The organism is Streptomyces sp. CA-106110 (assembly GCF_050936285.1).
Taxonomy (GTDB): domain Bacteria; phylum Actinomycetota; class Actinomycetes; order Streptomycetales; family Streptomycetaceae; genus Streptomyces.
Genome location: NZ_JBNJNB010000001.1, coordinates 500,342 through 525,291, shown reverse-complemented (window position 1 = coordinate 525,291; position 24,950 = coordinate 500,342). Strand labels below are relative to the sequence as shown.

The following is a 24,950-nucleotide window of genomic DNA, read 5'->3' as shown; positions in this document are numbered from 1 at the left end:
TGGCCCGTTCGCCGGGCGCACGGGCCTTGGCGTCGGACGTAGCCCTGGGCGTTGAGCTATGCCTTTGTGTCTGCCGAGTACGGCGGGGGAGTGGGAGCGCCTGAGTTCACGCCGAACGGACAGACCGTCCGCATGCAGGGCTGCGGTCGTGGCCGCGAGGGTCTCGGCGGAGACGTAGGGGAGGGGATGCATCCCAGCCCGTCGCGGCTGCGGCCGCATCCAGCGGACGAGGCTTGCGCGCCCGGCCATGAGCGCGGCCAACAGTGGCGTGCTCATGCCGAGATCGCGGAGGATGCCGCTCATCAGCCTCCGTTGCCCGGGGTGCCGGTTCCGTGCCCGTGCGCTGACCGCCGTCGACGGACGGGATGTCCCCGGTGACGGAGAGGCGTTCTCACGAAAGATCGCGACGTCGGCGATTGCGCGGACGAGTCGGGGAAGCGGCCGACGGTCGGCCGCCGCCCACCCGTGACGAGGGCTGAGACCGGGGCCGCCCCGGCCGACCATCCGCCGAGTGGTCCGTGCCGATGTCGCGCCTGAGTTGACGACTTCCGGACGCCGTATGGGACCACGTTGTTCGTCGACGAAGTCACCGTGCTCACGCGCCGGCGTAAGGAAATGAACGAGCAGCGGCACCGCCCGTTGCTGTCCGGCTTGCCGGACATTCATCCGGTTTGACGTCGGATTGCTCGCTGTCGGGATCAACGGCCCACGCACGCGGGGTAGTTGAGTTCCGCTCCCTGCACTGTCTGGTGCGCCGCCGCTGTCCATCCTTCGAGCTCGGCGCGAGGGGCGGTTGCATGTTGCGAGCTAACCGCTTACGGTCATAACCATGATGAACACACCGCGGCGAGTCCCGTCGCAGCCCTTTTCCCGTCCCGAGAGTGCCGCGCGGGCACTTCTGGTGGTGGTCGCCGACTGCCCGCCGCTCTCAGGATTCGGGCGGGAAGGGCGTACGAGCTGCTGTGGAGGTGCGGCTCAATGGCCTCGACGACTGGGCCGAGCTCGGTCGCGGAGTGGGTCGGCGAACAAGCCCTTCACGGTCGGCGTCTCCTACGTCGCCCGCGGTGCAGGCGCCCGCCATCGTGCTCCTGAAGGGATCGACCATGAGGAAGCGAAGGGCGTAGGGCGCGGTCGCATTTTCTCTTGAATCTAGATAGTTGGCATCCAGATTCTCTCCTCAGGGCAGCGGGCGGCGGGTCTTGCTCTGCCGTCCTCGGACACCTATGGAACCGGTGACTCGCGGCTGCGAGGTTCGCCGAAATCAAGAAAGAAGGACCCCTATATGTATACGAAACTCGAACTTATCGTGCTGCCCGTGTCCGACGTCGATCGGGCCAAGGCGTTCTACGAGAAGGCGGGATTCCGTCTGGATCTCGACAAGGCCGCCAGTGAGGACTGGCGTGCGGTGCACTTCACGCCGCCCGGCTCCGAGTGCTCGATCATTTTTGGCAAGGGGCTCACCTCCGCCGCCCCCGGCTCGTCCCAGGGCCTGTACCTCATCGTCTCCGACATCGAGGAGGCCCGCGCCGAACTCGTCGGACGCGGCATCGAGGTGAGCGAGGTCTTCCACGACGCCGGGGGACTCCTCTTCCACAGTCACGAGGCCGGCGAGGTCACCCACCAGGTCCAGGGCCAGGGGCGACTTGCCGGCCTGCACCCCGACCGGGCCTCCTATGGCTCCTTCGCCTCTTTCAGCGACCCGGACGGCAACGGCTGGGTGCTCCAGGAGATCACGCAGCGGTTCCCCGGCCGCTGACACCACGTGAGCCACCCACCGTGCGCCGGGCGGTGACCAGTCCGGATGTAAGCCGGACCGTTCAGCCCTTGGACGCAGCCGCCGCGGAGCCCGCGGCCAGATCCCTCGCCGAGCCCACATGCTCCTGGACATCGAGGTCCCGGCCGAGCCCTGACCTCGGGAAACGTTACGAAAGGAACTTCTCATGACCATGCCTTCCATGGAGCCGCCGGCCCAGGAGGGCCCCGGCTCGCAATCGTCGTCACACCGTGCCCGGCGCGGGTTCTCGCGCCGCGCCTTCGTCGGCGGTGCGGCTGCTTCTGCTGCTGCCGCCGCCGGTGTCTGGCTGGTCGGCGGGTGGACGCCGGCCGCCGCCACAGGCCCCCTACGAACGCCGAAGGGATTCGGCTCTGTGTCCGCGGCTCCGGGGCTTCCGGCAGGGTTCAAAGAGGTGTTCACCAGTCGGCTCCTCCAAGCTGGTGGGCTGCGCCAGCACGCGGTGATCGGAGGTGAGGGCCCGCCGCTGCTGCTGGTGCACGGCTGGCCGCAGAGCTGGTACGCGTGGCGCATGCTGATGCCTGCGCTGGCCCGGGAGTACACGGTCATCGCCGTCGACCAACGCGGCATCGGGCTGACCGACAAGCCCAGGCACGGGTACGACACCCGTACTCTCGCAGGCGACCTGGTCGCGCTGATGGGCGCGCTCGGCTACGAGCGGTTCGCCGTGGCCGGCCACGACACAGGCATGATCATCAGTTATGCGCTGGCCGCGGATTACCCGGAGCGGGTCGACCGCGTAGCCCTCGCCGAGGTTCCCGGGCCTCCAGGAGCGGGCGACTCGCCGCCCCTGTTCATCGAAGAGCCGGTGAACAACCGGCTCTGGCACATCCCGTTCAACCGGGTCAACCACGAGCTGACCGAGCAGCTGGTCAGGGGCCGGGAGGAGATCTTCTTCGGCTACGAGTTCGACGTCCAGGGTGGGGAAAGGCAGCCCGACTACGTGCGGAAGTACTACTTCCGTCTCTACTCCGACCCCGAGACCCTGCGCGGCAGCTTCGGGTTCTACCGCGCGTGGGACGCCACCCTCGCACAGAACCGGGAACGTGCGAAGCAGAAGCTGACCATGCCCGTCCTGGCTGTCGGCGGAGCGAAGAGCTGGGGCGCGGACGTCGGGAAGGCAATGGCGGCCATCGCGGAGGACGTACAGGGCGTGGTTCTACCCGGCGCCGGTCACTGGGTCGCCGAGCAGGCACCCCAGGAGATGCTGGCGACGCTGACCAGGTTCCTGGCCCCGTACCGCGCTACCGCATCCCGCTCGTTTCGTTAGAGGGCAACGCTTGGACATCCGGGCACGCCCTTGAAGAGACTGGAACGAGCTCCGCCGGAGTATTCCCTTCGCTGCCTTTGAGTAGTCGGGGCCCTCGACCGAAGAGCTCTGTAGTTTCGCCCTTCTCCTGCGCTGAGCATGCGCCGGAGCCTCGACTGTGGTCGTGCTGCCCGCCGGGTGTCCCGGCGGGCAGCACGGGGCGAATGCCATCGAGCAGTTGCATTCGGACTCTCGGTGGCGACAGTTCTCACGCCGCCGTGCGGCCGGCTCCCATTCGGGCGGTCGCCGTCCGCCGAAGAACCTCTCGGCTGGATGCCGCATCGGTGCGCAGCCTTGCCAAGAGACAAAAGCGAGCATGCATCCTAAATGCAGAGCTTCCGTTTGGGTCGAGGAATGAAATACCTATGGTTTTCAAGTTGGACCTCGTCGTGCCGCCCGGTCTCCGACGTCGATCGGGCCAAGGTCTTTTACCAGGCACTGGGATTCCGCCTGGACATCGATGACACGGACAGTGACGACATCCGGTCCGTTTCACGCCGCCCGGCTCCGAGTGCTCGATCGTCTTCGGGAGGGTGCTGACCTCCGTTGCGCCGGGCTCGACTCAGGCAGTGAGCCCTTCTCGGTAACGTCTCGCAACTCTTGGTGATCTTCGCTCAGGTGGTGCGGTCGTGTTCGAGCTGGAGCAGGACGAGGGCGGCTCGGGCGATTCGGGTGATGGCTGCGGGGTCGAGGCTGACCCGGCGCAGGGCCTTGAAGGTGACCTTCAGTAGGGCGTTGGCGCGTTCGGCGACGGCGTGGACGCCTCGGATCATGGCGTTGAACGCTTGGTCGCAGTCGGTGAGTTCACCGCCCTTGGGCTTCTTGACCGGGTGGCGGAAGCCGTCGCCGGCGTTCTCGTAGCCGAGGTCGGTCAGGGTGGGGATGCCGAGGGTGGTGGCGAGCCGGTTGAGGGCGTCGACGAGGCCGTGGGCGCGGGCGCAGGTGGTGTCGTGCTCGCGGCCCGGACGGACCGGGGAGACGCACAGCGGCCAGCCGTCCGGGGCCGAGATGACCTGCACGTTCCCGCCGTGGTGCTTGTGTTTGCCGGACCACCACAGGTCCGCGCCGTTGGGGCCGGCGGCGGCCACGCGGTCGGTGCGGATCACGGTGCCGTCCAGGTTGAGGTGGGTGTACCCGGCCGCTGCCGCGCGCTCCAGCGCGGTGGACAGGTCGGGTGCGTGGTCGGCCAGCACGGTCAGTCCCTCGTGCAGGTAGCGGTAGGCGGTCGGGGCCGAGATGCCGTTGTCCCGGGCGAGTTGGGCCATGCGGGTGCCGTCGACGAACCAGCGCAGCACGAGCACCGCCTGCCTGAAGACGCCCAATGCGCGGGTGCCCTTGCGGGTCCCGAGTCGCTCGCGGTGTCCGCGCAGCAGCTTCGCGAGGTGCTCGGCGGTCGACCTGCGGACATCGAGCACGGCGGTGTAGGTGATACTGGACGACACGTGAAGCCCCTGGTTGTACCGAACGTGATCTTGGCAGACCCGTTCCTATCAGGGGCTTCACCTCTGCCTGACGCGACGTCACCGTCCTGCCGCCCGCCACGACATCACGCTCTGTAACCATCACGTTGCTGAGAAGACTTCAGTGCACCTCGTCGCGTCCGACATCGAGGAAGCCCGAGCGGAGCACCTCGGTCGCGGTATCGAGAGCGAGGTATTCCACGACGTTGTCCACGGGTACAAGGCCGGTGAGGTCGGGCGCCCTTGTGCGGGCTCCGAGCGCGGTGCCAACGCGTTCCGTGCCCATGCCGACTACGGACCCATGACCACCTTCAGCGACCTGGACGGCAACGGCTGCGTCCTCGAGGAGGTCAAGCAGCGCGCCTCCGGCGGGGTGGGCCGAGGCACGGGTTTTGACACGTCATAACTGGATCTTTAGTATCCAGTTATGCGGACGGGTAAGGGCGTTGAGTGGGCCGTGCACACGCTACTCAACCTGGCGTGGCTGGGGGGCGGCGAGCCGGTGGCGACTGCGGAGCTGGCCGCTGGTCACGATCTGTCGCCCACCTACCTGAACAAGCAGCTGCAGCAGCTGGTCAAGGCGGGGCTGCTGGAATCCGTGCCGGGTGCGCGGGGAGGCTTCCGGCTGGCCCGCCCCCTGGCGGCGGTGTCGATGCTGGACGTGGTTCTCGCTATTGAGGGGGATGAGCCCCTATTCCGCTGCGCTGAGATCCGTCGGTGCGGCACCATCGGCGAGCGAGTGCCAAATAGCAGCTTTACTCGGCCGTGCGCCGTGAACAGCGCCATGGAGCGGGCCGAAGCGGCCTGGCGCAAGGCGCTGGCCGATCAGAGTCTTGCCGACGTGCAGGCGGAGGCGGAGGCGGAGGCGCACGCTCCCACGATCGCGTCGCACGTGCGCCGGGGACTTGGGCGCGACTGATCCTTTGCCCGCGGGGGCTTGAAGGTGGCGTCCTCCCTGCGACCGGTATCGGTATGTCTCCAACAGGCGCACCAAATCCGCGCTGATCGTCGGGCACGCGGGCACGGCGTGCCAGAGCCATGCCTCAGGCACCTCGCTTGCGATCGTGAGGGTTGCCGAGTTCAGCAGTTCCCTGACGCCTGGGCCCACGAAGTATCCAGTACGAGGCGGACTTGTCGCGGTGGGCCGGGACCCCCCTCGGCATCCAGCCGCTCGGCCACGGCCTGGCCCAGGCCGGGTATGCGCCGCACGTCGGCCTGGGCCGGCACCGGCCATAGCAACGCCTCGCTGGATCGCAGGCTCAGTACGAGCACTCGCAGCCGAGCAATTCGCGTGCCACGATCACAGTGCTGAGCCATGCGGCTTGCGCCATGCCCGCCACCGCGCCGCAAAGTTGCGTTGGGCAATTGCCCGACTCACTCCAGTGGCACCGCACTGCCAGGCCCACTCCCCGGCCCGCGTACCGCTGGCCTCCTTGCGGAGCGAGCTGCCAAGGGCCCGGCAGGCACCTGGGATTCGGCTCAGTCGCCGACCACGGTGTATCGGCTGGTGATCGCTACGCGGTTGAACGCGTTCATCACTGTCGCCAGCCAGGCGACCGCGGAGATCTGCTCCTCGGTGAGCACGACGGCGGCCTCCTCGTAGTCGTCGTCGCTGACGTGGCCCTGCGACACGCGCGTGATGGCCTCTGTCAGACGCAGGGCCGCGCGCTCGGTCTCGGAGAAGTAGCCGGTCTCCTCCCAACCGGGCAGTACGGCGAGTCGGTCCGGGTTCTCGCCCATCTTGAGTGCGTCGCGGGTGTGCATCCTGAGGCAGAAGGCGCAGCCGTTGATCTGGGAGGTGCGAATCTTCAGCAACTCGACCAGGAGACGGCCGAGGCCTGCAGTGGCGGCACTCTCCTCCGCTGCCGCGGACAAGGCGATGAGGGTCTTGTAGTTGGCCGGGTGCTGCTTTCCGATGTTCACGCGCTGCTTCGCGGTCATGAATTGCTCGCATTCTTGGAAAGGCGGGCGATGGTGCCCTACCGTCTTGGGTCAGGGATCTTGAGTGCGTCCCCCGTGTCGGATACGAAGACGACCAGAAGCTTCGTCGGCATAGTCCTGCTGACGTTTTCGGTAAGCACATGGTGGGCGCCCGGCTCCTCGATCCGGTTCTCGCCCTGGTGGTATGTGTGCACAGGTTCGCCGTCGACCTTGCTGCGCACGCTGCCGGTGAGAACGTAGGCATAGGCGAAGGCCTCGCCGTGCCGGTGCGGAACCGCCCGGGCATTGGGCGGAAAGTCGACGACTGCCGAGGTGACCTTTTTCCCTTGCCGTTCGGAAGCGCATTTTGCGGCAGTGGCGACAGTATTTCGGAGGGATGTTTCGAAGTCACGGCTGCCGTGGCGGGAGATTTCTTGGTGGCTGCGTCATGCGCGCCAGGGCCGTATCCGGCGACCCCGGCAAGTTTTCCAGCAGCCAGAATGCGACCAGCCATCCGTATTTCGATGATGATGATGTCCCCGCTCAGTCTTCCGCGACTCGAATAATGGTCTTGCCGGGGGTACGCCGTTCCGGGGCGAACGCGGCCGGCGCCTCGGCCAGCGGGCGCAAGGCACCCACGATGGGCTTGAGTCGCCCGTCTCGCAGCCGCTGGGCAAGGTCCGCCAGCCTGTCGCGGTCGGGTTCGACGACGAAGAAGACGGACCGCCCGTCCTCAGGCTGGATGGTGGGCGGGTGCGCGATGGTGACGAGCGTGCCACCGGCGCGTATGAGAGCGGTAGAACGGTCGAGGATCTCACCGCCGATCACGTCGAGGACCACGTCGACCTCGCCGGCGTCCTCCAGCTTGTCGGCCTGCAGGTCCAGAAAGGTGTCCACGCCGAGAGCAAGGGCGGTGTCCCGGTCGGCGGCCCGGCCGGTGCCGATGACCCAGGCTCCCACCTCGCGGGCGAGCTGCACTCCGATCGAACCGACGCCACCTGCGACGCCGTGGATCAGGACGGTCTGGCCGGTGGTAAGGCGCGCGTGGTCGAACAGGCCCTGCCAGGCAGTGAGTCCGGAGATCGGCAGTGCGGCAGCGACGGTGTGGTCGACGTCCGCCGGGAGCGGAGCGAGGTTTCGGGCCTCCACAGCCGTGTACTCGGCCAGGGAACCGTCACGGGTCCAGTCGGCCAGGCCGAAGACTCGCTGGCCGACGGTCAGGCCGGTGGTGCCGTACCCCAGCTCGACGACGACTCCCGACAGCTCGTGGCCCGGCACGCTCGGAGTGCGGTCCCGGCCTGCACGGTCGGCCCATGTTCCCGGCCACTCCAGCTCTCCGGGGGTGAACCCGGCGGCATGCACCTGCACAATGACGTCGTTCTCGGCGGCGTGGGGGTAGGGAATATCCGCGAGAGTGAGACCACCGATACCCGCCTCGCGGTCTTGAACGATGATGGCTTGCACGACAGGTCCTTCCTGTGGAGGTCTTGAACTCGAACACCCGAATCACCTGCGTGAGCAGGAAGCTGGGTGCGAAGCGTCACCGATCCGACCCTTCGCATTTCATGAGAGCAGAGCCAAAAGGCATCATTGCGGCCGTGTCACAATGGAATATCGGCATGAATGACGAACGCGTCGCGTCCGGGGGAGGGAAAGGAAATTTCAGACCGTATGCCGAGTTGATGACCCTGGGCCTTTACGGGTGAAGAGGTGCTGTCGCCGATGGCCGGGTCTTCCCGATTTCACGGCCGGCGGTTCAGGGCGGCAGAGGAGACGCGTATGGCTCCGATGCTGCCTCGCTAGGGTTTATGCGGCTCACTGAGAGTCTCCTTGGTCGTTCTGGCTCCGCGTTCTCATCAGGGAGACGAGGCGGCCCACCGAGGTGTGACAGCTCAGACACGGCAGCTGTAAGTCTTGATCGTTGAGCTGTTCATGCAGGTCAGCGGGGCGGGTGCGGGGATGGGAACGGCCACCTCGATCATGGTCGATTGTGGAGTCGACGTATGACGTGGTGGCCGTGGAGGCCACGGTAGCCCGGCAGGAGTGGACGACGGCGTTCGGGGAGCTGATGGGGCAGCTCGCGGACTGCTTCCCGCGACGGGACTCGCGGCTGCTGGCGCGGGAGATGACGCAGGCGATGCTGATGGAGCTGGAGCGGCGCAACTGCTGGACGCTGTCTGAGGCGCTTGGTCACGACGGCCCGCACCGGCTGCAGCACTTCCTCTCCCGTGGCGCCTGGGACCATGATGCGGCCCGGGACAGGCTGGCCGCCTGGGCTTGTGGTCAACTCGCTGACGAGCAAGCAGTGTTGGTCCTGGACGAGACGGGGGACGCGAAGTCCTCGACCGACTGCGTTGGCGCGGCCCACCAGTACTCCGGCGCGCTGGGCGGGGTGGGCCTGTGCCAGGTCGCTGTCCACCTGACCTATGCCTCGCCCCGCGGACACGCGCTGGTCGACCGGGAGCTGTACCTGCCGGCGGGCTGGGCCGAGGACGAGGAGCGCCGGCTGCTGCGGCACGTGCCGGACGAGGTGTGCTTCGCCACCAAGCCCCAGCTGGCGATCACCATGCTGCACCGCGCCCGCGCCCTGGGCATCCGCGCGCGCTGGATCACCGGCGACGAAGTCTACGGCGGCCTCGAGCTGCGCCGCGCTGCCCGCGCTCTGGGCTTCGACTACGCCATGGCGGTCAAGACCGACCACCGCGCCACCACCGCCACCGGCCGCCATCCGGCGGCCGAGCTGGCCCGAAAGGTGCCCGGACGGGCGTGGATGCGGATGCGGACCGGGCACGGCCGCAAGGCAGACCGCCACTACGACTGGGCCCTGATCGACGTGCTCGCCGACGACGCCCTCGAGGGCTACGCGTCCGCCTCAGGGCACTCATTCCTCGTCGTGCGTCGCCACCGCTACACCCGCGAACTCTCCTTCTACCGCTGCCAGTCGGCCACCCCCGTCAGCCTCGCGCACCTTGTGGACATCATCTGCACCAGGTGGAGGATCGAGGAAAACTTCCAAGGGGCGAAGGACCACGCGGGGCTCGACCAGGGGCAGGTGACCTGCTGGAACTCGTGGATGCGCTGGAGCCTGATCAGCCTGCTGGCCGCGGCGGTCCTGGCCGTCACCCGCGCGCGTACACACACCGCCGACACCACCGGCGCCGAGCTCGTTCCCGCCAGCCCCCGCGAACTCCTCGCCGTCCTGCGGGCAACCGTCATCCCCACGCCCCGCCGCGACCTGACCCACGTGCTGCACTGGTCCGCCTGGCGACGCCGGCATCAGCACCGAGCCACCGCCTGCCACCGACAGTGGAACAACGTGGCCGCCACCGCGACCTGCTGACCTCACTATGAAGATCAAGACTTACAGCTGCCGTGTCAGAGGTGCGAAAGCTTCTCCGGGTTGATGACCCTGCGGTACGCGGTGATCACGCCGTCCGTGACCTCCAGCGTGTCGACGGAGTAGACGCGGCCCGCGCAGCGGAAGAGGAGGGCGAGTTCGCCGCCGATCTCGACGACGTCGATACGGTCCGCACGCCACTGGCGGCCCACTCGCACCATGACCTCGGCGACGCGCAGACCACCGTGGATGAGTTTGCGGGCTGCAGCGATCTTGCCGCCGCCGTCGGTGACGTACACAGCGTCCGGATGAAGGAGTCTGACCAGACCGGCCAGATCCCCGGCCTCGTAGGCGGCGCGGAAGGCCGCGAGCACGCGTTCCCGCTCTGCCTTGGACGCTTGCGGCGTGGTCTGCTTCGCCTTGGCCACCCGCCGCCGTGCCCGTGAGGCGTGCTGCCGGGCGGTCGGTGCGGAGGTGCTCAGCACTTCAGCGATCTGGCCGAACTCAAGACCGAAGACATCGTGGAGGACGAAAGCCACGCGCTCCGGTGGGCTCAGCTCCTCCATGATCAGGAGCATCGCCGAGCCGACCGATTCGTCGACGAGTACTGCTTCCGACGCATCCGGGCCTGTCAGCAACGGCTCCGGGAGCCAAGGCCCCACGTAGGCTTCCCTGCGAATGCGGGCGGACTTGAGGATGTCGTACGACCGCCGTGCGGAAACGGTGACCAGCCAGGCTCGTAGATCACTGACGTCGCGCAGGTCCGCTGCGGCCGCCCGCAGCCACACGTCTTGGGCCACGTCCTCGGCATCGGCCACACTCCCCAGCAGCCGGTACGCCACGCCGAAGACCGCAGGTCGGTGTGCCTCCCACTCGGACTCGAGCAGGTCTCCAGACCCAGCCGGCCGGGGTGTCCGCGACTCACCCATGCAGACGTAGCCTCCTTGGCTTCCGGATTCAGAATAGTCCTCTGTTTCATGTTGGCGGGTTCTGGTCGGAATTGGTCGCAGTGTGTCGGACGCCCCTGCGAAGCCCGCTTCGCGAGGTGGGTGGGTTCGCCTCAGGCAGCCGCCGATCGGGGGCGTGAGGCGTGGGGGCTTAGAACACCCTTCGCACTCCTCTGACCTGCAGCGAAGTGTGCCGGAGGGCGCCCGCGGCACGGAGTGTGTCGGAAGCTGCGACCGGACGAGGTGTCCGCCTCTGACAGCGGTTCTCGGGCCACGCGGCTGAGCCGTCGACGATTGTCGTCGGCGGCTCAGCGACGACCCGCCACAGGCACTCCCGCCGTGAGGCCACTCTCCAGCTGTGAAGATCACGATCTGCAGCCGGCCTATTAGGTACGCGGCGGGCCCTGCTCGATCCGGCGCAGTATCGGCTCGATACTCTCCAGGCCATCACCCCAGGGCATCCGCTCATCCCACCACGTGATCCCGAGATCGGCCATCGGGCCGACAAGGTCACGACCGGCAGTCCCGGGGGAACTCATGCCGCCGATGACGACGTCGAACGGCCTGTCCGCGAGACCGTTCTCCGCCCGGCATGCGCGCAGGAACAGCACCAGTTCCCGGACCTCGCTCACCTCCGGCGCCCGCGCGGCCTCAACCCCGGCCATGACCGGAATGGCCCCGTCCCACTGTGCCGCCCGCCTCATCGGCGCCTTGTTGGGCCAGAACCCTCCAACCCAGATCGGCACCCGCGGACGCTGCACCGGGGTCGGCCGGAAGACCACATCGTCGATCGTGACCTGGTTGCCCCGGTAGGTCACCGGCTCACCGGACCACAGCAGATCCAGTGCATGCAGGCCCTCGTCCAGGCGCTCGGCGAGCACCCTGATTTCGGTCGTGTCGCCAAAGCTCCCGTACTCGTCGGCCACGGGAGCACCGAGCCCGACACCGAGGACCATGCGCCCCCCGGTCAGCCGGTCCAGGGTGGTTACTTCCCTGGCCAGCTTCGCGGGCCGCCGCCTGGCCACTGGTGTGATCGCGGTACCCAGCCGGATCCGGCAGGTTGCCAGGGCCGCGGCAGTGAGCAGGACCCAGGGATCGGCTATCTCCCGGCGCAGTTCCTTCTGCTCGACAACGTGATCCCATACCAGCAGCGCGTCCCATCCGGCCTCCTCGGCCCGGCGGGCCACATCGGCGAAGACGTCCGGCGCCGCGAACTCCCCGAAGTTCGGAACGCACACCGAGTAACGCATGACCCCACCATGCCATCCGGCACCGCACGACATCCGGTGATGCGCAGGTCCTCCTCATGTGCGGAGGCCTCCGGTAGGCGGCGGGACTTCACCCACGAGGGTCCGCCGGCAAACCGCAGCGTGAGCGTCAGAACGCGGGCCGCCTGGCCACGGCGGCGCAGCAGGTACCCGAGCTCGACGACCAACGGTCACACGCCGGCGGTGACGAGGGCAGCAGCTCGAGGACCGCACCGTGCCGAGCACCGGCCGGCAGACTCGCTCCCTGCCCGACGTGGCGGACTGGCTCGTGGCACGGCTGGGCACGGTGACGGCGGCCCGCATCGCCGTCGGTGCGCAGGCCTGCGAAACACCGGAGCAGTGCGCGCGCCTGGCCGCCGCGGTCGAGGACCGGCTGTCCGTGCCCGTCACCGTCGTCAACGACGCCGAACTCCTTGTCCCTGCAGCTGGGTTCGAGCACGGCGTCGGTGTGGTGGCGGGCACCGGGGCGATCGCCGTCGCACGCCATCGCGACACCGGCGGATACCTCGCCGCGGGCGGCTGGGGCTGAGTACTCGGCGACGAAGGATCCGCCTCGGCCCTGGTACGCGAGGCGGCCCGGACCGTCCTCGGCCACGCCCACGAAGGTGGCGCCCCGGACCTCCTGGAGAAGGCACTGCTCGCAGCGTACGACGTGCCAGGCCTGCCCGAACTCGCGGGCACATGAGCTGGGACGGCGGTGTGGAGACCGGGGGACAGCACGGCCCCGCGGTGTTCGCCGCCGCGGGCCGGGGCTCGGCGCAGGCCACTGCCGTCATCGAGGCCGGGGGGCGCGAACTCGCCGCCCTGGTCGCCAGGTTGGCGGCGGCGGCGCCCATACGGACATCGCCGTGGCGGGCGGAGGAGTGATCACGACCCAGCCCCGGCTGTTCGCCTCCTTCCGGCGGGCGCTCGGCGAACGGCTGCCGGGCGTGCGGGCGGTACTGCTCGACACGCCCCCGGTCCAGGGCGCCCTCACCCTCGCGCTCCGTGCCGAAAGGGGCCGGTAGCCATGCGGTACTCCCAGCGCACGGCACCTTGTGCGTCGGCGGATACCACCACAGCGGCGTGCGGGAGATGGACATCGAGCTGTGGTACCGCGGGGCCACCGTCGTCAACGGCTTCACGCCGCAGCGCCATCGGCAGCTGGCGGCACTGTGCGAAGGCCTGCGTTTCGCCGCCGAGCGCCGCCTCACCCTTGAGTCGCTGCTCACCCACGAGGTGGCACTCGACGACCTCGACGAGGGCTTCGCGCTGCTCCACGAACGACCGTCCCGGATTCGTGACGGGCGTACTGCGCCCTGCCTCACCTAAGAGTCATCACGTAATGCTGCCGAGTCCCGGCAGTGGCGGCCGGTGACCCGGCGGTGCCCTCTCACGTCTGCCGCTGGCCGAGCGCGGGCCCATGAACCGACTCGGCCGCCTGGAGCGATTGTGCGCTCGTGTGCGGTCGGCCGTCCCTGAGTAACGCTGGACGGGCGCGTCGGCACTTGGCGATCACTCACCCGCGATAACGCGGCCGCTTCGTTCCCGCCGCACGGACGGTAAAGTCTCTCCATATCAAGTATCTTGATGTCGAGATTGGTGCCGGTGGAACGGAGGCCTGCCATGCGACGGGCGGGGGATGGGCTGATAGCGCAGCTGAGGCAGCCGCCTGGTGGGCGGGACGCACGGATCATGCTGCTTGCGCAGTGCGTGGACCGGACCGGGACGGGGGTGTGGGCCGCGGCTTCCGTGCTGTACTTCACCTTCGTAAGCCAACTGGACGCGCGTCACCTCGGACTGCTGCTGGGGGTGGGGGCGGTCGCGGGGATAGCCGGATCACCGCTGGCGGGGCGGACCGCTGAACGGCTGCCAGTGCGTGGCCTGCTGATCGGCTGTCATCTGCTGCGACTGGGCACCATGGGTCTGCTGCTGGTCGCCGACAACTTCGCCACCTTGCTGCCTGTGGTCGCCCTTACCTGCCTGGGGGAGCGGGCGGCCAAGACACTGGAGATGCTCTTCGCTACCCGGGTCGCAGGTGAGCAGCGAGCCACCTACCAGGCGCTGTTCCGTAGCGTGGCCAACGCCGGATACGCGGTCGGCGCGGGCATCGCCGCACTCGGCCTGAGTGTCGGCACCACGGGCGCCTACCGCGCGCTGATCCTGGCCAACGCACTCTCCTTCATACTGGCCGCCGCACTGATGTGTCGGACCCGGGAGCCGGTCGGCCACGGCCTGGTCGTGGCGCAGAGCGACGGCAGTACAACTGACGGACCGTCAGGCTCCCCCAGTCCTTGGTGGGATCGCGGCTACTTGCTCTTCGTCCTGCTCGACATCCCGATGAACCTGGACGACTCGGTTCTCAACGTCGGCCTGCCGCTGTGGCTGGTGCACCACACCAGCGCTCCGCACGCGATCGTCCCCGCCTTCCTTGTGGTCAACACCGTGCTCGTGGTGGTGTTGCAACTTGGGGTCTCAGCACGGGCCGAAGGCCCGCGCAGGGCGGCTACAGCAGTGGGCTGGTACGGCATGGCCCTGTCCGCCTGCTGTCTGCTACTGGCGACCGCCACCGGCGGTGGTGCCTGGGCGGCCTCATTCGCCATGCTGGCAGCCGCGATGCTGGTCACCCTGGCCGAGCTGCTGCGCTCGGTGAGTTCCTGGGAGCTGGCGGTGAGCCTGGCGCCGCCGCGTGCCCGGGCTTCCTACCTCGGACTGGCGGGAATGTCTCAGTCGGTACAGAAGTCGGTGGGTCCCCTGCTGCTGACCGGTGTGGTGATGACGGCCGGTCCGGCGGGCTGGCTGGCGCTCGGCGCGGCAGTCACCGGGTTGAGCCTGGTGCAGCGACGGGCCAGCCTGCGGCGACTGGAGACCCTCTCCGCGCCCCTACAGGCCGTCAGCGCCCTTGGCGGTTAGGTCGACCCCTGTGGTCGCGGACCGCTGATTCCCCTCCTCCAAGACCTACTCGGCGTGTGGTGCGGTGAAAGCCAAACTGCCCTTGCACGCCCGTATGGCGAGAACCTCTGCCCAATCTGCCTTAACTGGCCGCAGTGCCGCTGCTGCACCGGGCCCACACCCCGCCGCACCAGCCCCGACGCGACGGCCGCTGCGCCACCTGCGCCTCCGCCTTAACTCGCCCATCGGAAGGAGTGAGCGCATGACGGACCGCACGCCACCTTCCACGGCACCCGCACCAGGGCTACAGCCCTTCGCCCCGCAGCCCGGCCGCTGGGAGCAGGAGCGATCCCTTGCCGAGCGCACCGGGCACCTCTGCCGCGGTGCCTGGTGCACGCAGACGTGCGAGCCCGTGCTGATCCGAGAGCGGACCTGACGCCTCCGCGCGACATCGATGAAGGGACGAAAGCCCTCTGCCTCACCCGAACAGCTAGGTCAGGACTAGCCAGCGGCGGCCGTCGATGAGCTCTCGTGCCGCATCGAGGTGGCCGGCGTGGCATGCAGTCTCGGTGATGACGTGCAGTAGGACGTCGCGCAGGGTGTGCAGATGCGGTTCGCCGAACAGGTCATGCGGCCACCAGGCCAGAACGGCGTCGGCAGGGGTGGTGGTGATGACGGCGTCGGCGAGTTCTGTCTCCTGCCGGTATCCGTCGAGCACGTCGGCGGCCGGCAGCTCGGGTGCCACGTTCCAGGCTTCGTCGCCGCTCGTCAGGCCGTGGATGATCTTTTCGTCCCCGGCGACGACTGCGCGGAACCAGAAACGCTCGACGTCCAGCGCGAGGTGCTGGACCAGTCCCAGGCAGTGCCATCCGGATGGCAGCACGGGCCGTCGCAGAGCCTCCGCGTCGAGCCCGTCGAGGATGCCGAGAACGTGGCGGCGCTGCGCGTCCAGGGCCCTGAGAAGCGCCCTGACTTCACTGTCCGGAGCCATTTCGCTCATATTTTCGGTCACGGCCGTCCAGGATTCCTCAATTCATGAGGCCGCGCAGGGAGTTCTCTGACACCCGTGACGCATAGAGGCCCGCGGAACGGCGGATGCGAGCAGCCCGCAAACAATGACCCGCCGCTCCAGGGCACGTTGCCGCGCGCTCGACCAAACACAGCCGCGGGTGCCCTGTGGCAGGCATCCGAGACGTCGCCTTCCGGCGTTGGAAGGTTCCGGCCGCGTCGTAGTCGGCTCCGTACAGCAGCTCTTCCACGTCTGTGCTGTCCACCCGGTTGTGGAGGTGTGCCAGCCAGAACAGTCGCTCGTTCAGCAGCTCAGTCCTCGTCGGCTTCGTCGGCGAGCCGCCACAGGTGGATCGAGGCGTTGTCCCTGGTGGCCGTGCACCACATGCCAGGTCCTGCGGAACGTGGGCTGCCAGAGACGGGCAGGGGGTTGGGAACTGTTCATTTTCAGATGTGCAGGAGCGTGTGTGGGTGTGCACGAGCATGTACTGGTTCGTGGTGTTGCGGCGCGCGCACGTCGCGTGGCGGGCACTGTCAGTGCCGGCCCGTACCGTTCTTCCTGTTGCCGATCAAGCGTGATGGAGGGACTACATCGATGCGTGAGGGGTCGCTGCGCACGATCGCTGCCCCTTTCGTGGCCGTCGGCCCGTCCGGCGTGGCGATCCGCACCCGCCTAAAGCACCTGAGCGCCGCCGACGAGCAGGTGTTGCGCCTGGTGGGCATGCATCTGGGCTCGCTGGCCTCGAAGGACCTTAAACGCCGGTGCGCCGACGGTCTGGAGCACTCCACTCATACGTGGGCGGGGCGCAAGCGAGCCCTCACGGAGGAGTCTTCGTCGCGCTGGGCCGGGAGCATCACCAAGGCCACGCATGATCAGTGGGCGCTGGCAAGGCGTGCCCAACTCGCGCATATCCAAAGCCTTCAGGCGGGCGTGCGGACGATCGCACACCGCCTGTCCCTGCCGATCGGCGAGAAGGGAAGCAGGCGGAAGCCAGGCGGCTACCGCAGCGCACAAGAGTGGTTCGCCAAGTCCCGGCGCCTGCAGGTCCTTGAAGACCGGCTCAGTGCCCAGCAGGCCGACCACGCCGTGGGCCGCGTCCGCATCGTGCGCGGCGGGAAGCGCCTCGCGCGCAACCGGCACCACCTGCACGCCGCCCACCTCACGCAGGCCCAGTGGCGGCAATGCTGGGAAGCATCGCGCTGGTTCCTGCAGGCGGACGGGAATCGGGCAAGCGGTTCGGCAATGAGACGATCCGCGTCACCCCGGACGGCGAGGTCTCCCTCAAGCTCCCTGCTCCGCTCGCCCACCTCGCCAACGCCCCCCACGGCCGGTATACGCTCACCGGCGCTGCCCTCTTCCACCACCGCAGCGACGAGTGGGCCGACCGCGCCACCACGAACCGGTCCGTGGCCTACCGCATCCACTACGACACAGACCGCTCCCGCTGGTACCTCACCGCCTCCAGGACCATCCCGCCCATCAAGACCGTTCCCCTGTCCCACGCCCGCACAGGCGGTCTGGTCGGCGTCGACACCAACGCCGACCACCTCGCCGCCTGGCGCCTCGATCAGCACGGCAACCCATGCGGCGAGCCGCGCCGGTTCGTCTACGACCTGTCCGGCACCGCGATGCATCGTGATGCCCAGGTACGGCATGCACTGATCCGGCTCCTGCACTGGGCCCAACGCCACGGCCTGTCGATCGCGATCGAAGACCTCGACTTCAGCGCGGAGAAGACACGGGAGAAACACGGCCGCCAGAAGCGGTTCAGGCAGGTGATCTCCGGCATGCCCGTATCCACGCTGCGGGCCCGGCTCGTCAGCATGGCGGCCGAACTCGGCATCACCATCATCGCCGTCGACCCTGCCTACACCAGCAGGTGGGGCGCCCAGCACTGGCTAGGGCCCCTCACCGGCACGACCAGGAAGACCAGCCGTCACGATGCCGCGAGCATCGCGATCGGCAGGCGCGCCCTGGGGCACCGCATCCGGCGACGGACGGCACCGCCTTCTGCCCACCAGAGCGATGGACAGCAGCATCGGACCGCCCAGGCCGGACACGGCACCCCAGGGCGTGAGGAAACCCGCCCCCGCATCCCCGGACCACGGACACGATCCACTGGGACCAGACGCGGCGCGAACGCGGGAGACCAGGACGCCCAACACCGTTCGGAGCGTCCGACTGAGCCTGTGCAACCCATGCTCAGTCCCTAGGAACGGTAGGCGATCATGCCCCGCACGGTCATGGACCGCGGATCCACCAGCCAGTGCCGCGGGGTCTCGGCGTATTCCTCGGTGCTTACGACAGCACCGTCCTCATAGGGGTATGCGCCCTCGTAGTCCCACCTGGCCATCTCGTCCCCGGGCGCGGGAAGCAGCGCCGCCCAGGCCTCCAGCCGCAGCAACTCCCCTCCGTCCGTGGCATCGTGGAGGTACAGGGCCCACTGTCCGGGATCGGTGCAGAGGAAGTGCCGCCCGGACGGGCTGACTGCCTGGAGGATCTCTCCCTCGCTCCGCTCCACCGCGAGGGTGATGCCGGCCCAATGCCCCCACAGAACTGGGGAGTCCTCGTCGCCCTGGCCGATGGTCAGCCCCATGTACGCGGGGCTCGGATGCGGGAAGTGGGCAGAACCGGCGCCCACAGTCATGGTCTTCGCCCGTCCCAGGACCACGCCATCGGCGGCATTCACGACGAGCCACTCTTCTTCCGGCCGGTCGTCGACATACTGCCGGACATGGGCCCACACCAGCTTGCCATCGGCGGAGAAAGCGGCAGAACCCGCGTCCGGAGACTGGTGACGGGGGTCGTCCGCGTACGTGGCCAACGGGGCACGGGTCCAAGTGCACGCATGAGTGGCCCAGCAGCCGTGCGGTATCTCCCACAGGACGTCTCCGCCGCGGTCGACGGCCCGCACGTTGTGCACCCCGGAGAAGACAGCGACATCGCCCGTGGGTGACACCGTGGCCCTGCCGAACGGCCAGGGCCACGGCGCGGGAAAGCGGCGCGCCTCCCCTTCCTCACCAAGGTCAAGGACGGCCAACTCGTCGTCCCCGCGCTGGACGAGCAGCCTGCGGTCCGGCCAGTGCAGTACCTATGGGGCGTCGGCGCCGTTGGCGCGGGCCGGGCTCAACGGAGCTTCGACAGTGGCGACCAGGCGTGCCGTGTGCAGCGCGACAACTCCATGCATGGGATCGGTTGGCATGCTGGCATAGTTCCATAGCGACCAATGGCGCATCCTGCTGAAAGTGACGCAATCGCAGGTGCCTCCGATGGAGGTCCCGCGCGCCTTTGAGGTGGCTGGCCTCGGCTGCACGTCTCAAGGTTGTCCCGTAGTGATCTTCGGGTGATGTCTCCGGGTGCGGCCCGCTTGTCTGTCCGGGGAGGGTGAGGTTGTGCAGGCCTGCGATGCCGAGCATGGCGTGGTGTATGCCGTCACCTTTCAGGCCGCAGTCGCGGAGGATGGCTGCAGCGCGAGCAGTGGGCCGAGGTGGTCGATGATCCGGTTGGCCGAGGACTTCGAGATACCGAACAGCGGGGTGAGCTGGCGCATCGTCAAGTTCCCCGCCAGTAGGCCGCCACCAGCAGAACAGAACCGGTCCGCCAACGGAAGGCTTCACGGCTGACCCCGGTGAACTTCGAGTGTCGGCTCGCGCCGCAGTGCGGATACCAACTTCCCGAAACAGCGTGGGCTCAGCCCGGTGAACGGGCTTATCCAACTCGGCTCTGACGCCGTGATCACACCAGCCACACCAAGATCACCTCGGTGGAGGCGAGCCCGCTCCCGGACTCGCTACCCGAGGGCCTTGGCGTACCAGTGATCTGCTTTGCCGTGGCCTTCATATGGCATGGTTTCCTCGTATCCATACCGCGTGTACAAGCCCCGCGCCTCGGTGAGTTGGGTGTTGGTCTCGCACACAATCCGAGTGGCGCCCAGCCTCCTCGCGGACTCCTCGACGGCGAGCAGCAGACCCCGGCCCAATCCCGTTCCCCGCCCAGCAGGACGAACGTACATCCGCTTGAGTTCCGCGGTGTTCGGGGTGTTGCTCAGCAGCCTCAGGCCCGCGCAGCCCAGGAACTCGCCCCTGTTGCTGCGCGCGACGAGAAATTCACCGTCCGGCGGGCTGAGGTCATGATGCGGGTCCATGGCAAGCACCGTGAGAAGCTCTGCCTCCGTCGCCGAGCGTCCCAGCACCCGGCGCCCCATCTCCGTGAAGTACTGCCGCATCATCTCCTCCACAACCGTGCCTGTGACGGGTTCGGGCTCGATAGTCCAGGTAGGCATGCAGCCATGGTCGCGGACCCACCGCAAGCCGTCCACAGGCTCTATCGCCAGGTGCAGCCGTCTACGGGCAGAGTCAGAGATGGATACGGGCCAGCCTTTGGCGATCCGACATGTCGTAATTGGCTGCGAGATCCGTAAACCAGTCTTCCTGGATCGCCAGCAGGCCTCGGGCACCTGCTCGCCGCGTCTGCGGGCCACGTGGACAGCGACTTAGGGTCATCTCCGTATCTGGAGACCACGGTGTTTGCCATACACCGCCCCGACGCCGACGCCGCAGTCCTCCGCCTGCTGGAAGTGATCAGCCGCGCACAACGGCGTGACCCGCCGCGACCGTAGCGTCCAGCTGCACCGCGAAGGCAATGCGCCCGCGCAGCACCGAAGGACGACGTTCCATCACCGGCTTCGGCACTGGCGGACTTCGGGACCCGGCCAACGCGGCGGTGGGGTCGGGTCACTTCCGAGCACGGGGGGCCGTTTCAGCTTCAAGCTTTCTGGGCGGCTGCTCCGTGCGTTGGCCGACATGAACGATTCCGGGATCGCTGACCTTGCCGACCGCTCCGTGCTGCGAAGAGGCGCCGAGGTCCAAGGTCGAGCTGTACGCGCCGATCCGCAGGGACTGCCATTACTCGGTGGCTGTCCCTATCCCTGTTCTGCATCCCTGTTCTGCGGCCTTACGACCGTGCGGGTTGATTGGCGATCAGAAGGGTGACGTCCGCAGGACGGAATCCCAAACCGGCATAGATACGGGCGATGGTGTCCTCCGCATAGGCGAGGAAGACAGTCCGCACCCCGTGGTTGCGGGCATGAACGGCCAGGGCCGCCGTGACGGCCGCAGCCAGGCCCTGGCGGCGAGCGGTGGGGAGAGTGCCGACGCCGCCGATCTCGGTGGTGCCGCCTGCTGGGTGGTAGTGGCCGGCGGCGAGGGGGGTGCCGTCTGAGGCAAGGGCAGCGATGAGTGCTTTGTGCCTGGCGCGGATGGTGGGCCGGACCGCCTCGAGCGTGCCGTCCCCGGCCAGTTCCTCAGCCGCCGCCGCCAGTTCCGCGGGGCCCGCGAGGCCCACAGCGGTGCCTGGCTCCGCGAAGGCCAAGCGAGGAAGAGCGAGTACTTTGGGCAGGGCCGGGTCGTCGGCCGTCAGCACGCGGAGCGTGACGCCGTCCGGCAGGGGCTGCGCGGGAACCGGGCGGTGCGGGTCGAGGGCCATCAGCGGGCGTTCTTCCACCGGGAGGCCGGCGGCCTCGATACGGGCACCCAGCGCCGGAGCTGCCTCGGCGAGCCACTCGAAGGCTTCCGGCACGCCGAGTTCGCGCTGCCGGGCACGCACCAGGGCGATGTCAGCTGCGGTGACGGTCCCGGAGCAGTCTGCTATCGGTTGAGCGTGGCTCGGCCCGCCGTAGTATGGAGTTCCTGGTTCCTTTCGCACGAACAGCCGCAACGGGCCGAACTCTTCGGCGTCGGCGAACAAGAGGGGCACGGCGGCGTAGTACTGCTCGATACGGACGCGCAGCGAGTCGCTCATACCGCGCATCCCACCACGGAGCATGAACATGCCGCATCCGAAAATGACAGTCTCGAACGGAAGCGGCTCGCCGCGACTCACGCTCAACATCCCGAAGGCGCCTCGGGAGAGCGCCAGCCGTTGCCAGAACCGAGAATCGACAGCACTAACGCGCCTGCCTGCCGCCGCAGCATCCGAGTGGCTGTTCAGTAGAGCGGGAAGGCCCAGCCCCCCGGATACCAGGGCTCGCGGTCGCTGTGGAAAGCCAGCGAGGCGAGCGCGAGCGCACCAGGCCGCAGTTCCTCGATGAGCCCTGCGGCGGCAAGACCGGTCAGTGCAGTACCGCCGAGGAAGGCAGCGCCGAGTTCCGCCGGTGTCAGACGCAGGTCGGCCGGTGCGGTGGTGGGTTCGCAGACCACAACCCCGCCTTCGGCCTGCAGCCGGTGGCGTCCGGTGTTCCACGGGCAGAAGTCGTCCCGCACGTCCAGGACAACGTCGAGCGGCAGGGTGTAGCACCGGCCTGCCAGGGCCCGGCCGGTGTCCACCGGCCGCACCCACAGACGGTCGACCAGCGTGCTCTGGACGGCTCGCGAATCGGTCAGTAGATGCGGCAGGGGTTCGTCCACGGCGCCCTCGTAGTCGATCCGGCTCACCAGGTCGATCCCTGTGAGGAAGCGCCACAGCGCCGCATGTGCCGGGCGCGAGAGCGCCGCCAACTCCAGCACCTGCACCACGACGGTGCTGCCGCCGAGCCCGTCAGGGACCGAGCCGTGCCGGTAGAGGGCATAGCCGGTGGCGCCGCCGTCGTCCTGGTGCACCGCGAAGCGCAAGGAGGTGGCGCCGCCCCGCCGGTGCGGATAGTCAGCCAGGCGGACTGTTCAGTGAGCCTCCTGCCGGTCGGGCCAGCCGACGGTCTTGGTGCGGGCCTGGTCGTAGATCTTCTCAAGGAGGGGGCGGGCCTGGCCGACGTCGTGAAGCCGGACGACCCCTTCCCCGAAGTCGGTGTCGGGGCGGAATCGCATGGCGCGCCGATCGCAGCGCATCAAGTTCCCGACTGTCGCGGGCCCGTAGCCGTAGCGTCCGTAGATGCCGGCCTCCGACGGGCGTAGCACTGCGACCGGCTCGCGGCCGTTCTCGTAAAGGTCCGTCAGCTGTGTCCGCATCATCGACGTGAGGATGCCGCGGCGGCGGTGCGTCGGCGCCACGCCGACCGAGGCGATCCCCGCCGTGGGCAGCATGCCTCCGGGAACGCTCAACATTCGGCTGTACACGGAAGCGCCGGCGACAGGCACGTCGCCGTCGAAGGCCGCCAGGGTTCGCGCCAATTGCGTCGCGGCCCGTTGGTCCGCCAACTCTTGCTCCGAGCGGTCCATGCCGTAGGTATCGGCAATCATGCGCGCCCAGGGCACGAACTCTTGGTCAGTGACCGGACGAAGCGGAAGCGGCGAGGTCGTCACCAGGTTTGTGTACATCACACCGAGCCAGAGCAAGAGACCGGCCCTAGCCTCCGCCGCTTTCATACCTTTCGCCATCGTCGCAGAGGCCACGGCTTCATCGGTAAACGTGTCAGACGGGGACACAGCAGCTACCGGCGCTGCCGAAACTCGTGAACAGTTCCGGCACTGGTGCAGTGGACACTGCGCGAGGCGAAGCTCGGCGCGCCCCGCCTTCACCGCTCCACAAGGACGCCGATCCGTCGATCGTTCTGACCGCATCTGCCGCCCAACACCTTGGCCCGCCGCCCGTGCTTGAGGACCAGCACGGCCTGAGCCTGCCCGACGACCACCCGGCATCCAGCAACTGGCCGCAGGGAAGTGGAAGTTGACCAAGCGGGCTTCGGCCCCTGGGCACGCCTCCACTGCACCGCCGAAGGGACACGCAGGCACGGCGTCCAGTTCGCCATCCTGTCCTGGAACGCCTGTGAGACGCGCGCCTGGGGACCCGCCGACCAGTTGGAGCCAGCCGAACTTGCCCGCCTGCTGGGCACCTACGCCACCCGCGTGCATATCCCGCGCGCTCCACCGCCGTCACCTGCCTGGAGTTGATGACGCGCTTCGCCCACTCACCCGCGCGGTCAAGGACCGCTACACCGGCGGATGTGTATCGGGACCGATGCCCGGCTCGCTCACCGAACCGGTCGAGCGGAGCGACACGGGCTGACGACCCGTCTGTTGTGAGGATCTCCGGTCAGCGGGTCACACTCCGATGAAGCTCACTGTTTCTGTGATGTCCGCCCGCCCGGTACGGAGCCGTGGCACGCCTTCCTTCTCGAATCCCACCGCGACACCGCAGAACAGTGCGAGCCTGTCGTCGGCTCCGGCTATCTCGCTGACGGTCTTGCGATACATCGTCCACATCACCTGGGGGCAGCTGTGCAACCCTTCCGCCCTCAGCAACAGCATGACCGTCTGCAAGTACATCCCCGCGTCCCCCCACTGTCCGGGCCCCATCGTCCGGTCGAGGTAGCAGAACAGTACGACTGGCGCCCCGAACGCCTCCGAATTCAAGGCGGCGATCTTCGTGGGCCTGTCGGGGTCGTCGCGCTTGATTCCCAGCGCTTTGTACCGTTGGGCGGCCGCAGCGGAAAAACGGTCCAGATACGGTGAGGTCATCTCGTCCGGGTACATCGGATACTCCCGCTCATCGCCCGGGTCGCCCGCCAGTGCCCTGGCCGTCGCGCGTCTCTTGAGCTCGGTCAAGGGCTCGCCGGTCACGACATACACATGCCAGGGCTGGAGGTTCCCACTCGACGGAGCCCGCGCCGCTGCAGCCAGCACTCGTTCGAGTACCTTTTTGGATACCGGCTCATCGCTGAACGCCCGCACGGCCCTGCGACTGTCCACGGCTTCATACACATCCACGTCTTTTCGTCCTCTCACTCCATGGCGGGCGGCGACGACATTAGGTGATCATCACGCCAGGTGGCCAGGCCGGGCGGAACTTTGGTGCTGCCAAAACCGACCGACATTCTGCCGCCGACCGATCACGAAGTGCTGTCGAAACCCACCTGCACGCGCTGTCGGCGCTCGACGACAAAGCCAGGCCGCTGTGCTCCGACGACGAGGCGACCGGTGTGTGGACCTTCGGTGAGCTGTATGCCGTGGCCCGGACCCGTGGCGAACCAGGCGTTGCTCGCCGTGGCGGCTCTCAGGTCGACGTTGGGTGGCTGGGGAGCACTCAGGGCGGATCGTCGTTCGCACCGGACCGTGCTGTGACAGCCCGCTCTATCAGCAGCGAGTAACTCCTCCTCATCGCTGAG

At 68.1% G+C, this 24,950-nt stretch carries 24 protein-coding genes and 4 pseudogenes; 12 read left to right on the top strand and 16 right to left on the bottom strand.

What is annotated here, in order from left to right; genetic code table 11:
- Window positions 1-1,282: 1,282 nt before the first annotated feature.
- Together ACQEXA_RS02640 and ACQEXA_RS02635 are read left to right on the top strand one after the other, a co-directional pair.
- Window positions 1,283-1,756: a VOC family protein gene (locus ACQEXA_RS02640; RefSeq protein WP_432937585.1), complete on the top strand. Its 474-nt coding sequence runs from the start codon at window positions 1,283-1,285 to the stop codon at window positions 1,754-1,756.
- A gap of 184 nt (window positions 1,757-1,940) precedes the next feature.
- Window positions 1,941-3,062 (top strand): alpha/beta fold hydrolase, encoded by a 1,122-nt coding sequence (locus ACQEXA_RS02635; RefSeq protein ID WP_433128428.1) that lies wholly within the window; start codon window positions 1,941-1,943, stop codon window positions 3,060-3,062.
- A gap of 653 nt (window positions 3,063-3,715) precedes the next feature.
- On the opposite strand, the gene ACQEXA_RS02630 is transcribed toward ACQEXA_RS02635, so the two are convergent.
- Window positions 3,716-4,543 (bottom strand): HARBI1 family protein, encoded by an 828-nt coding sequence (locus ACQEXA_RS02630; RefSeq protein WP_433128426.1) that lies wholly within the window; start codon window positions 4,541-4,543, stop codon window positions 3,716-3,718.
- A 142-nt stretch (window positions 4,544-4,685) separates the two neighbouring features.
- On the opposite strand from ACQEXA_RS02630, the gene ACQEXA_RS02625 reads away from it, so the two are divergent.
- Window positions 4,686-4,967 (top strand): hypothetical protein, encoded by a 282-nt coding sequence (locus tag ACQEXA_RS02625; RefSeq protein WP_432937593.1) that lies wholly within the window; start codon window positions 4,686-4,688, stop codon window positions 4,965-4,967.
- Window positions 4,968-4,988: 21 nt separating this feature from the next.
- Window positions 4,989-5,480 carry an RrF2 family transcriptional regulator gene (locus ACQEXA_RS02620; protein WP_433128424.1) on the top strand — a complete coding sequence of 164 codons (492 nt, stop codon included), beginning with the start codon at window positions 4,989-4,991 and terminating at the stop codon, window positions 5,478-5,480.
- Window positions 5,481-5,528: 48 nt separating this feature from the next.
- Here ACQEXA_RS02620 and ACQEXA_RS02615 read toward each other — a convergent pair.
- From ACQEXA_RS02615 to ACQEXA_RS02600, 4 genes and pseudogenes are all read right to left on the bottom strand, one after another.
- A pseudogene (locus ACQEXA_RS02615) lies at window positions 5,529-5,672 on the bottom strand (pyridine nucleotide-disulfide oxidoreductase); the annotation flags it as partial.
- A 368-nt stretch (window positions 5,673-6,040) separates the two neighbouring features.
- Window positions 6,041-6,502, bottom strand: a complete 462-nt coding sequence (locus tag ACQEXA_RS02610; protein ID WP_432937599.1) for a carboxymuconolactone decarboxylase family protein — start codon at window positions 6,500-6,502, stop codon at window positions 6,041-6,043.
- 38 nt (window positions 6,503-6,540) lie between these two features.
- Entirely contained in the window at window positions 6,541-6,912 is a 372-nt protein-coding gene (locus ACQEXA_RS02605) for a cupin domain-containing protein (protein ID WP_432939936.1), read from the bottom strand.
- Window positions 6,913-7,024: 112 nt separating this feature from the next.
- Complete coding sequence (locus tag ACQEXA_RS02600; RefSeq protein ID WP_432937602.1) at window positions 7,025-7,945, bottom strand: NADP-dependent oxidoreductase; 921 nt, start codon at window positions 7,943-7,945, stop codon at window positions 7,025-7,027.
- Between the two features lie 526 nt (window positions 7,946-8,471).
- Between ACQEXA_RS02600 and ACQEXA_RS02595 the strand changes: the two genes are divergently transcribed.
- Entirely contained in the window at window positions 8,472-9,821 is a 1,350-nt protein-coding gene (locus ACQEXA_RS02595) for an IS701 family transposase (protein ID WP_432928858.1), read from the top strand.
- Window positions 9,822-9,856: 35 nt separating this feature from the next.
- Here the strand turns inward: ACQEXA_RS02595 and sigJ are convergent, their stop codons facing one another.
- The 3 genes and pseudogenes from sigJ to ACQEXA_RS02580 form a co-directional block, all read right to left on the bottom strand.
- On the bottom strand, window positions 9,857-10,747 hold the full coding sequence (sigJ, locus tag ACQEXA_RS02590) for an RNA polymerase sigma factor SigJ (RefSeq protein ID WP_433128422.1): 891 nt from the start codon (window positions 10,745-10,747) through the stop codon (window positions 9,857-9,859).
- 404 nt (window positions 10,748-11,151) lie between these two features.
- Window positions 11,152-12,015, bottom strand: coding sequence for an LLM class flavin-dependent oxidoreductase (locus tag ACQEXA_RS02585; RefSeq protein ID WP_433128420.1), 864 nt, complete (start codon window positions 12,013-12,015; stop codon window positions 11,152-11,154).
- A gap of 32 nt (window positions 12,016-12,047) precedes the next feature.
- Window positions 12,048-12,200 (bottom strand): annotated as a pseudogene (locus ACQEXA_RS02580) (hypothetical protein); the annotation flags it as partial.
- A gap of 47 nt (window positions 12,201-12,247) precedes the next feature.
- On the opposite strand from ACQEXA_RS02580, the gene ACQEXA_RS02575 reads away from it, so the two are divergent.
- The 6 genes from ACQEXA_RS02575 to ACQEXA_RS02550 all read left to right on the top strand — a co-directional run bounded on the left by ACQEXA_RS02575 (window position 12,248) and on the right by ACQEXA_RS02550 (window position 15,340).
- A complete protein-coding gene (locus tag ACQEXA_RS02575) occupies window positions 12,248-12,562 on the top strand; it encodes a hypothetical protein (protein ID WP_432937611.1) in 315 nt (104 codons plus the stop codon).
- A 152-nt stretch (window positions 12,563-12,714) separates the two neighbouring features.
- Window positions 12,715-12,900 carry a hypothetical protein gene (locus ACQEXA_RS02570; RefSeq protein ID WP_432937614.1) on the top strand — a complete coding sequence of 62 codons (186 nt, stop codon included), beginning with the start codon at window positions 12,715-12,717 and terminating at the stop codon, window positions 12,898-12,900.
- Complete coding sequence (locus ACQEXA_RS02565) at window positions 12,897-13,040, top strand: hypothetical protein (protein WP_359408899.1); 144 nt, start codon at window positions 12,897-12,899, stop codon at window positions 13,038-13,040. The genes ACQEXA_RS02570 and ACQEXA_RS02565 overlap by 4 nt, the downstream gene beginning before the upstream one ends.
- Before the next feature lie 58 nt (window positions 13,041-13,098).
- The gene (locus tag ACQEXA_RS02560; protein WP_432937617.1) at window positions 13,099-13,344 is read left to right on the top strand and encodes a hypothetical protein; all 246 of its coding nucleotides are present in this window, start codon (window positions 13,099-13,101) and stop codon (window positions 13,342-13,344) included.
- Window positions 13,345-13,707: 363 nt separating this feature from the next.
- On the top strand, window positions 13,708-14,925 hold the full coding sequence (locus ACQEXA_RS02555; protein ID WP_432937619.1) for an MFS transporter: 1,218 nt from the start codon (window positions 13,708-13,710) through the stop codon (window positions 14,923-14,925).
- Window positions 14,926-15,166: 241 nt separating this feature from the next.
- The gene (locus tag ACQEXA_RS02550; protein WP_432937622.1) at window positions 15,167-15,340 is read left to right on the top strand and encodes a hypothetical protein; all 174 of its coding nucleotides are present in this window, start codon (window positions 15,167-15,169) and stop codon (window positions 15,338-15,340) included.
- A 54-nt stretch (window positions 15,341-15,394) separates the two neighbouring features.
- Here the strand turns inward: ACQEXA_RS02550 and ACQEXA_RS02545 are convergent, their stop codons facing one another.
- The gene (locus ACQEXA_RS02545; RefSeq protein ID WP_432937624.1) at window positions 15,395-15,895 is read right to left on the bottom strand and encodes a DinB family protein; all 501 of its coding nucleotides are present in this window, start codon (window positions 15,893-15,895) and stop codon (window positions 15,395-15,397) included.
- A gap of 612 nt (window positions 15,896-16,507) precedes the next feature.
- Between ACQEXA_RS02545 and ACQEXA_RS02540 the strand changes: the two are divergent.
- Window positions 16,508-18,094: pseudogene (locus ACQEXA_RS02540) on the top strand (IS200/IS605 family accessory protein TnpB-related protein); the annotation flags it as partial.
- Window positions 18,095-18,122: 28 nt separating this feature from the next.
- On the opposite strand, the gene ACQEXA_RS02535 reads toward ACQEXA_RS02540, so the two are convergent.
- From ACQEXA_RS02535 to ACQEXA_RS02505, 7 genes and pseudogenes are all read right to left on the bottom strand, one after another.
- Complete coding sequence (locus tag ACQEXA_RS02535; RefSeq protein WP_432937628.1) at window positions 18,123-18,953, bottom strand: hypothetical protein; 831 nt, start codon at window positions 18,951-18,953, stop codon at window positions 18,123-18,125.
- A 420-nt stretch (window positions 18,954-19,373) separates the two neighbouring features.
- Window positions 19,374-19,661, bottom strand: a pseudogene (locus ACQEXA_RS02530) (helix-turn-helix domain-containing protein); the annotation flags it as partial.
- Window positions 19,662-19,703: 42 nt separating this feature from the next.
- A complete protein-coding gene (locus ACQEXA_RS02525) occupies window positions 19,704-20,195 on the bottom strand; it encodes a GNAT family N-acetyltransferase (protein WP_432937630.1) in 492 nt (163 codons plus the stop codon).
- A 671-nt stretch (window positions 20,196-20,866) separates the two neighbouring features.
- Window positions 20,867-21,712 (bottom strand): GNAT family N-acetyltransferase, encoded by an 846-nt coding sequence (locus ACQEXA_RS02520; RefSeq protein WP_432937632.1) that lies wholly within the window; start codon window positions 21,710-21,712, stop codon window positions 20,867-20,869.
- 185 nt (window positions 21,713-21,897) lie between these two features.
- Window positions 21,898-22,521, bottom strand: coding sequence for a sterol carrier protein domain-containing protein (locus ACQEXA_RS02515; RefSeq protein WP_433128418.1), 624 nt, complete (start codon window positions 22,519-22,521; stop codon window positions 21,898-21,900).
- A gap of 48 nt (window positions 22,522-22,569) precedes the next feature.
- A complete protein-coding gene (locus ACQEXA_RS02510; protein WP_433128416.1) occupies window positions 22,570-23,238 on the bottom strand; it encodes a GNAT family N-acetyltransferase in 669 nt (222 codons plus the stop codon).
- Window positions 23,239-23,886: 648 nt separating this feature from the next.
- The gene (locus tag ACQEXA_RS02505) at window positions 23,887-24,552 is read right to left on the bottom strand and encodes a nitroreductase (protein WP_433128414.1); all 666 of its coding nucleotides are present in this window, start codon (window positions 24,550-24,552) and stop codon (window positions 23,887-23,889) included.
- Between the last annotated feature and the right edge of the window lie 398 nt (window positions 24,553-24,950).

Coding starts and splice junctions, on each gene's coding strand:
- ACQEXA_RS02640 (WP_432937585.1), top strand. CDS start 1,283: ATGTATACGAAACTCGAACTTATCGTGCTGCCCGTGTCCGACGTCGAT.
- ACQEXA_RS02635 (WP_433128428.1), top strand. CDS start 1,941: ATGACCATGCCTTCCATGGAGCCGCCGGCCCAGGAGGGCCCCGGCTCG.
- ACQEXA_RS02620 (WP_433128424.1), top strand. CDS start 4,989: ATGCGGACGGGTAAGGGCGTTGAGTGGGCCGTGCACACGCTACTCAAC.
- ACQEXA_RS02610 (WP_432937599.1), bottom strand. CDS start 6,502: ATGACCGCGAAGCAGCGCGTGAACATCGGAAAGCAGCACCCGGCCAAC.
- sigJ (WP_433128422.1), bottom strand. CDS start 10,747: ATGGGTGAGTCGCGGACACCCCGGCCGGCTGGGTCTGGAGACCTGCTC.
- ACQEXA_RS02585 (WP_433128420.1), bottom strand. CDS start 12,015: ATGCGTTACTCGGTGTGCGTTCCGAACTTCGGGGAGTTCGCGGCGCCG.
- ACQEXA_RS02570 (WP_432937614.1), top strand. CDS start 12,715: ATGAGCTGGGACGGCGGTGTGGAGACCGGGGGACAGCACGGCCCCGCG.
- ACQEXA_RS02555 (WP_432937619.1), top strand. CDS start 13,708: ATGCTGCTTGCGCAGTGCGTGGACCGGACCGGGACGGGGGTGTGGGCC.
- ACQEXA_RS02550 (WP_432937622.1), top strand. CDS start 15,167: ATGACGGACCGCACGCCACCTTCCACGGCACCCGCACCAGGGCTACAG.
- ACQEXA_RS02545 (WP_432937624.1), bottom strand. CDS start 15,895: ATGGCTCCGGACAGTGAAGTCAGGGCGCTTCTCAGGGCCCTGGACGCG.
- ACQEXA_RS02525 (WP_432937630.1), bottom strand. CDS start 20,195: ATGCCTACCTGGACTATCGAGCCCGAACCCGTCACAGGCACGGTTGTG.
- ACQEXA_RS02520 (WP_432937632.1), bottom strand. CDS start 21,712: ATGAGCGACTCGCTGCGCGTCCGTATCGAGCAGTACTACGCCGCCGTG.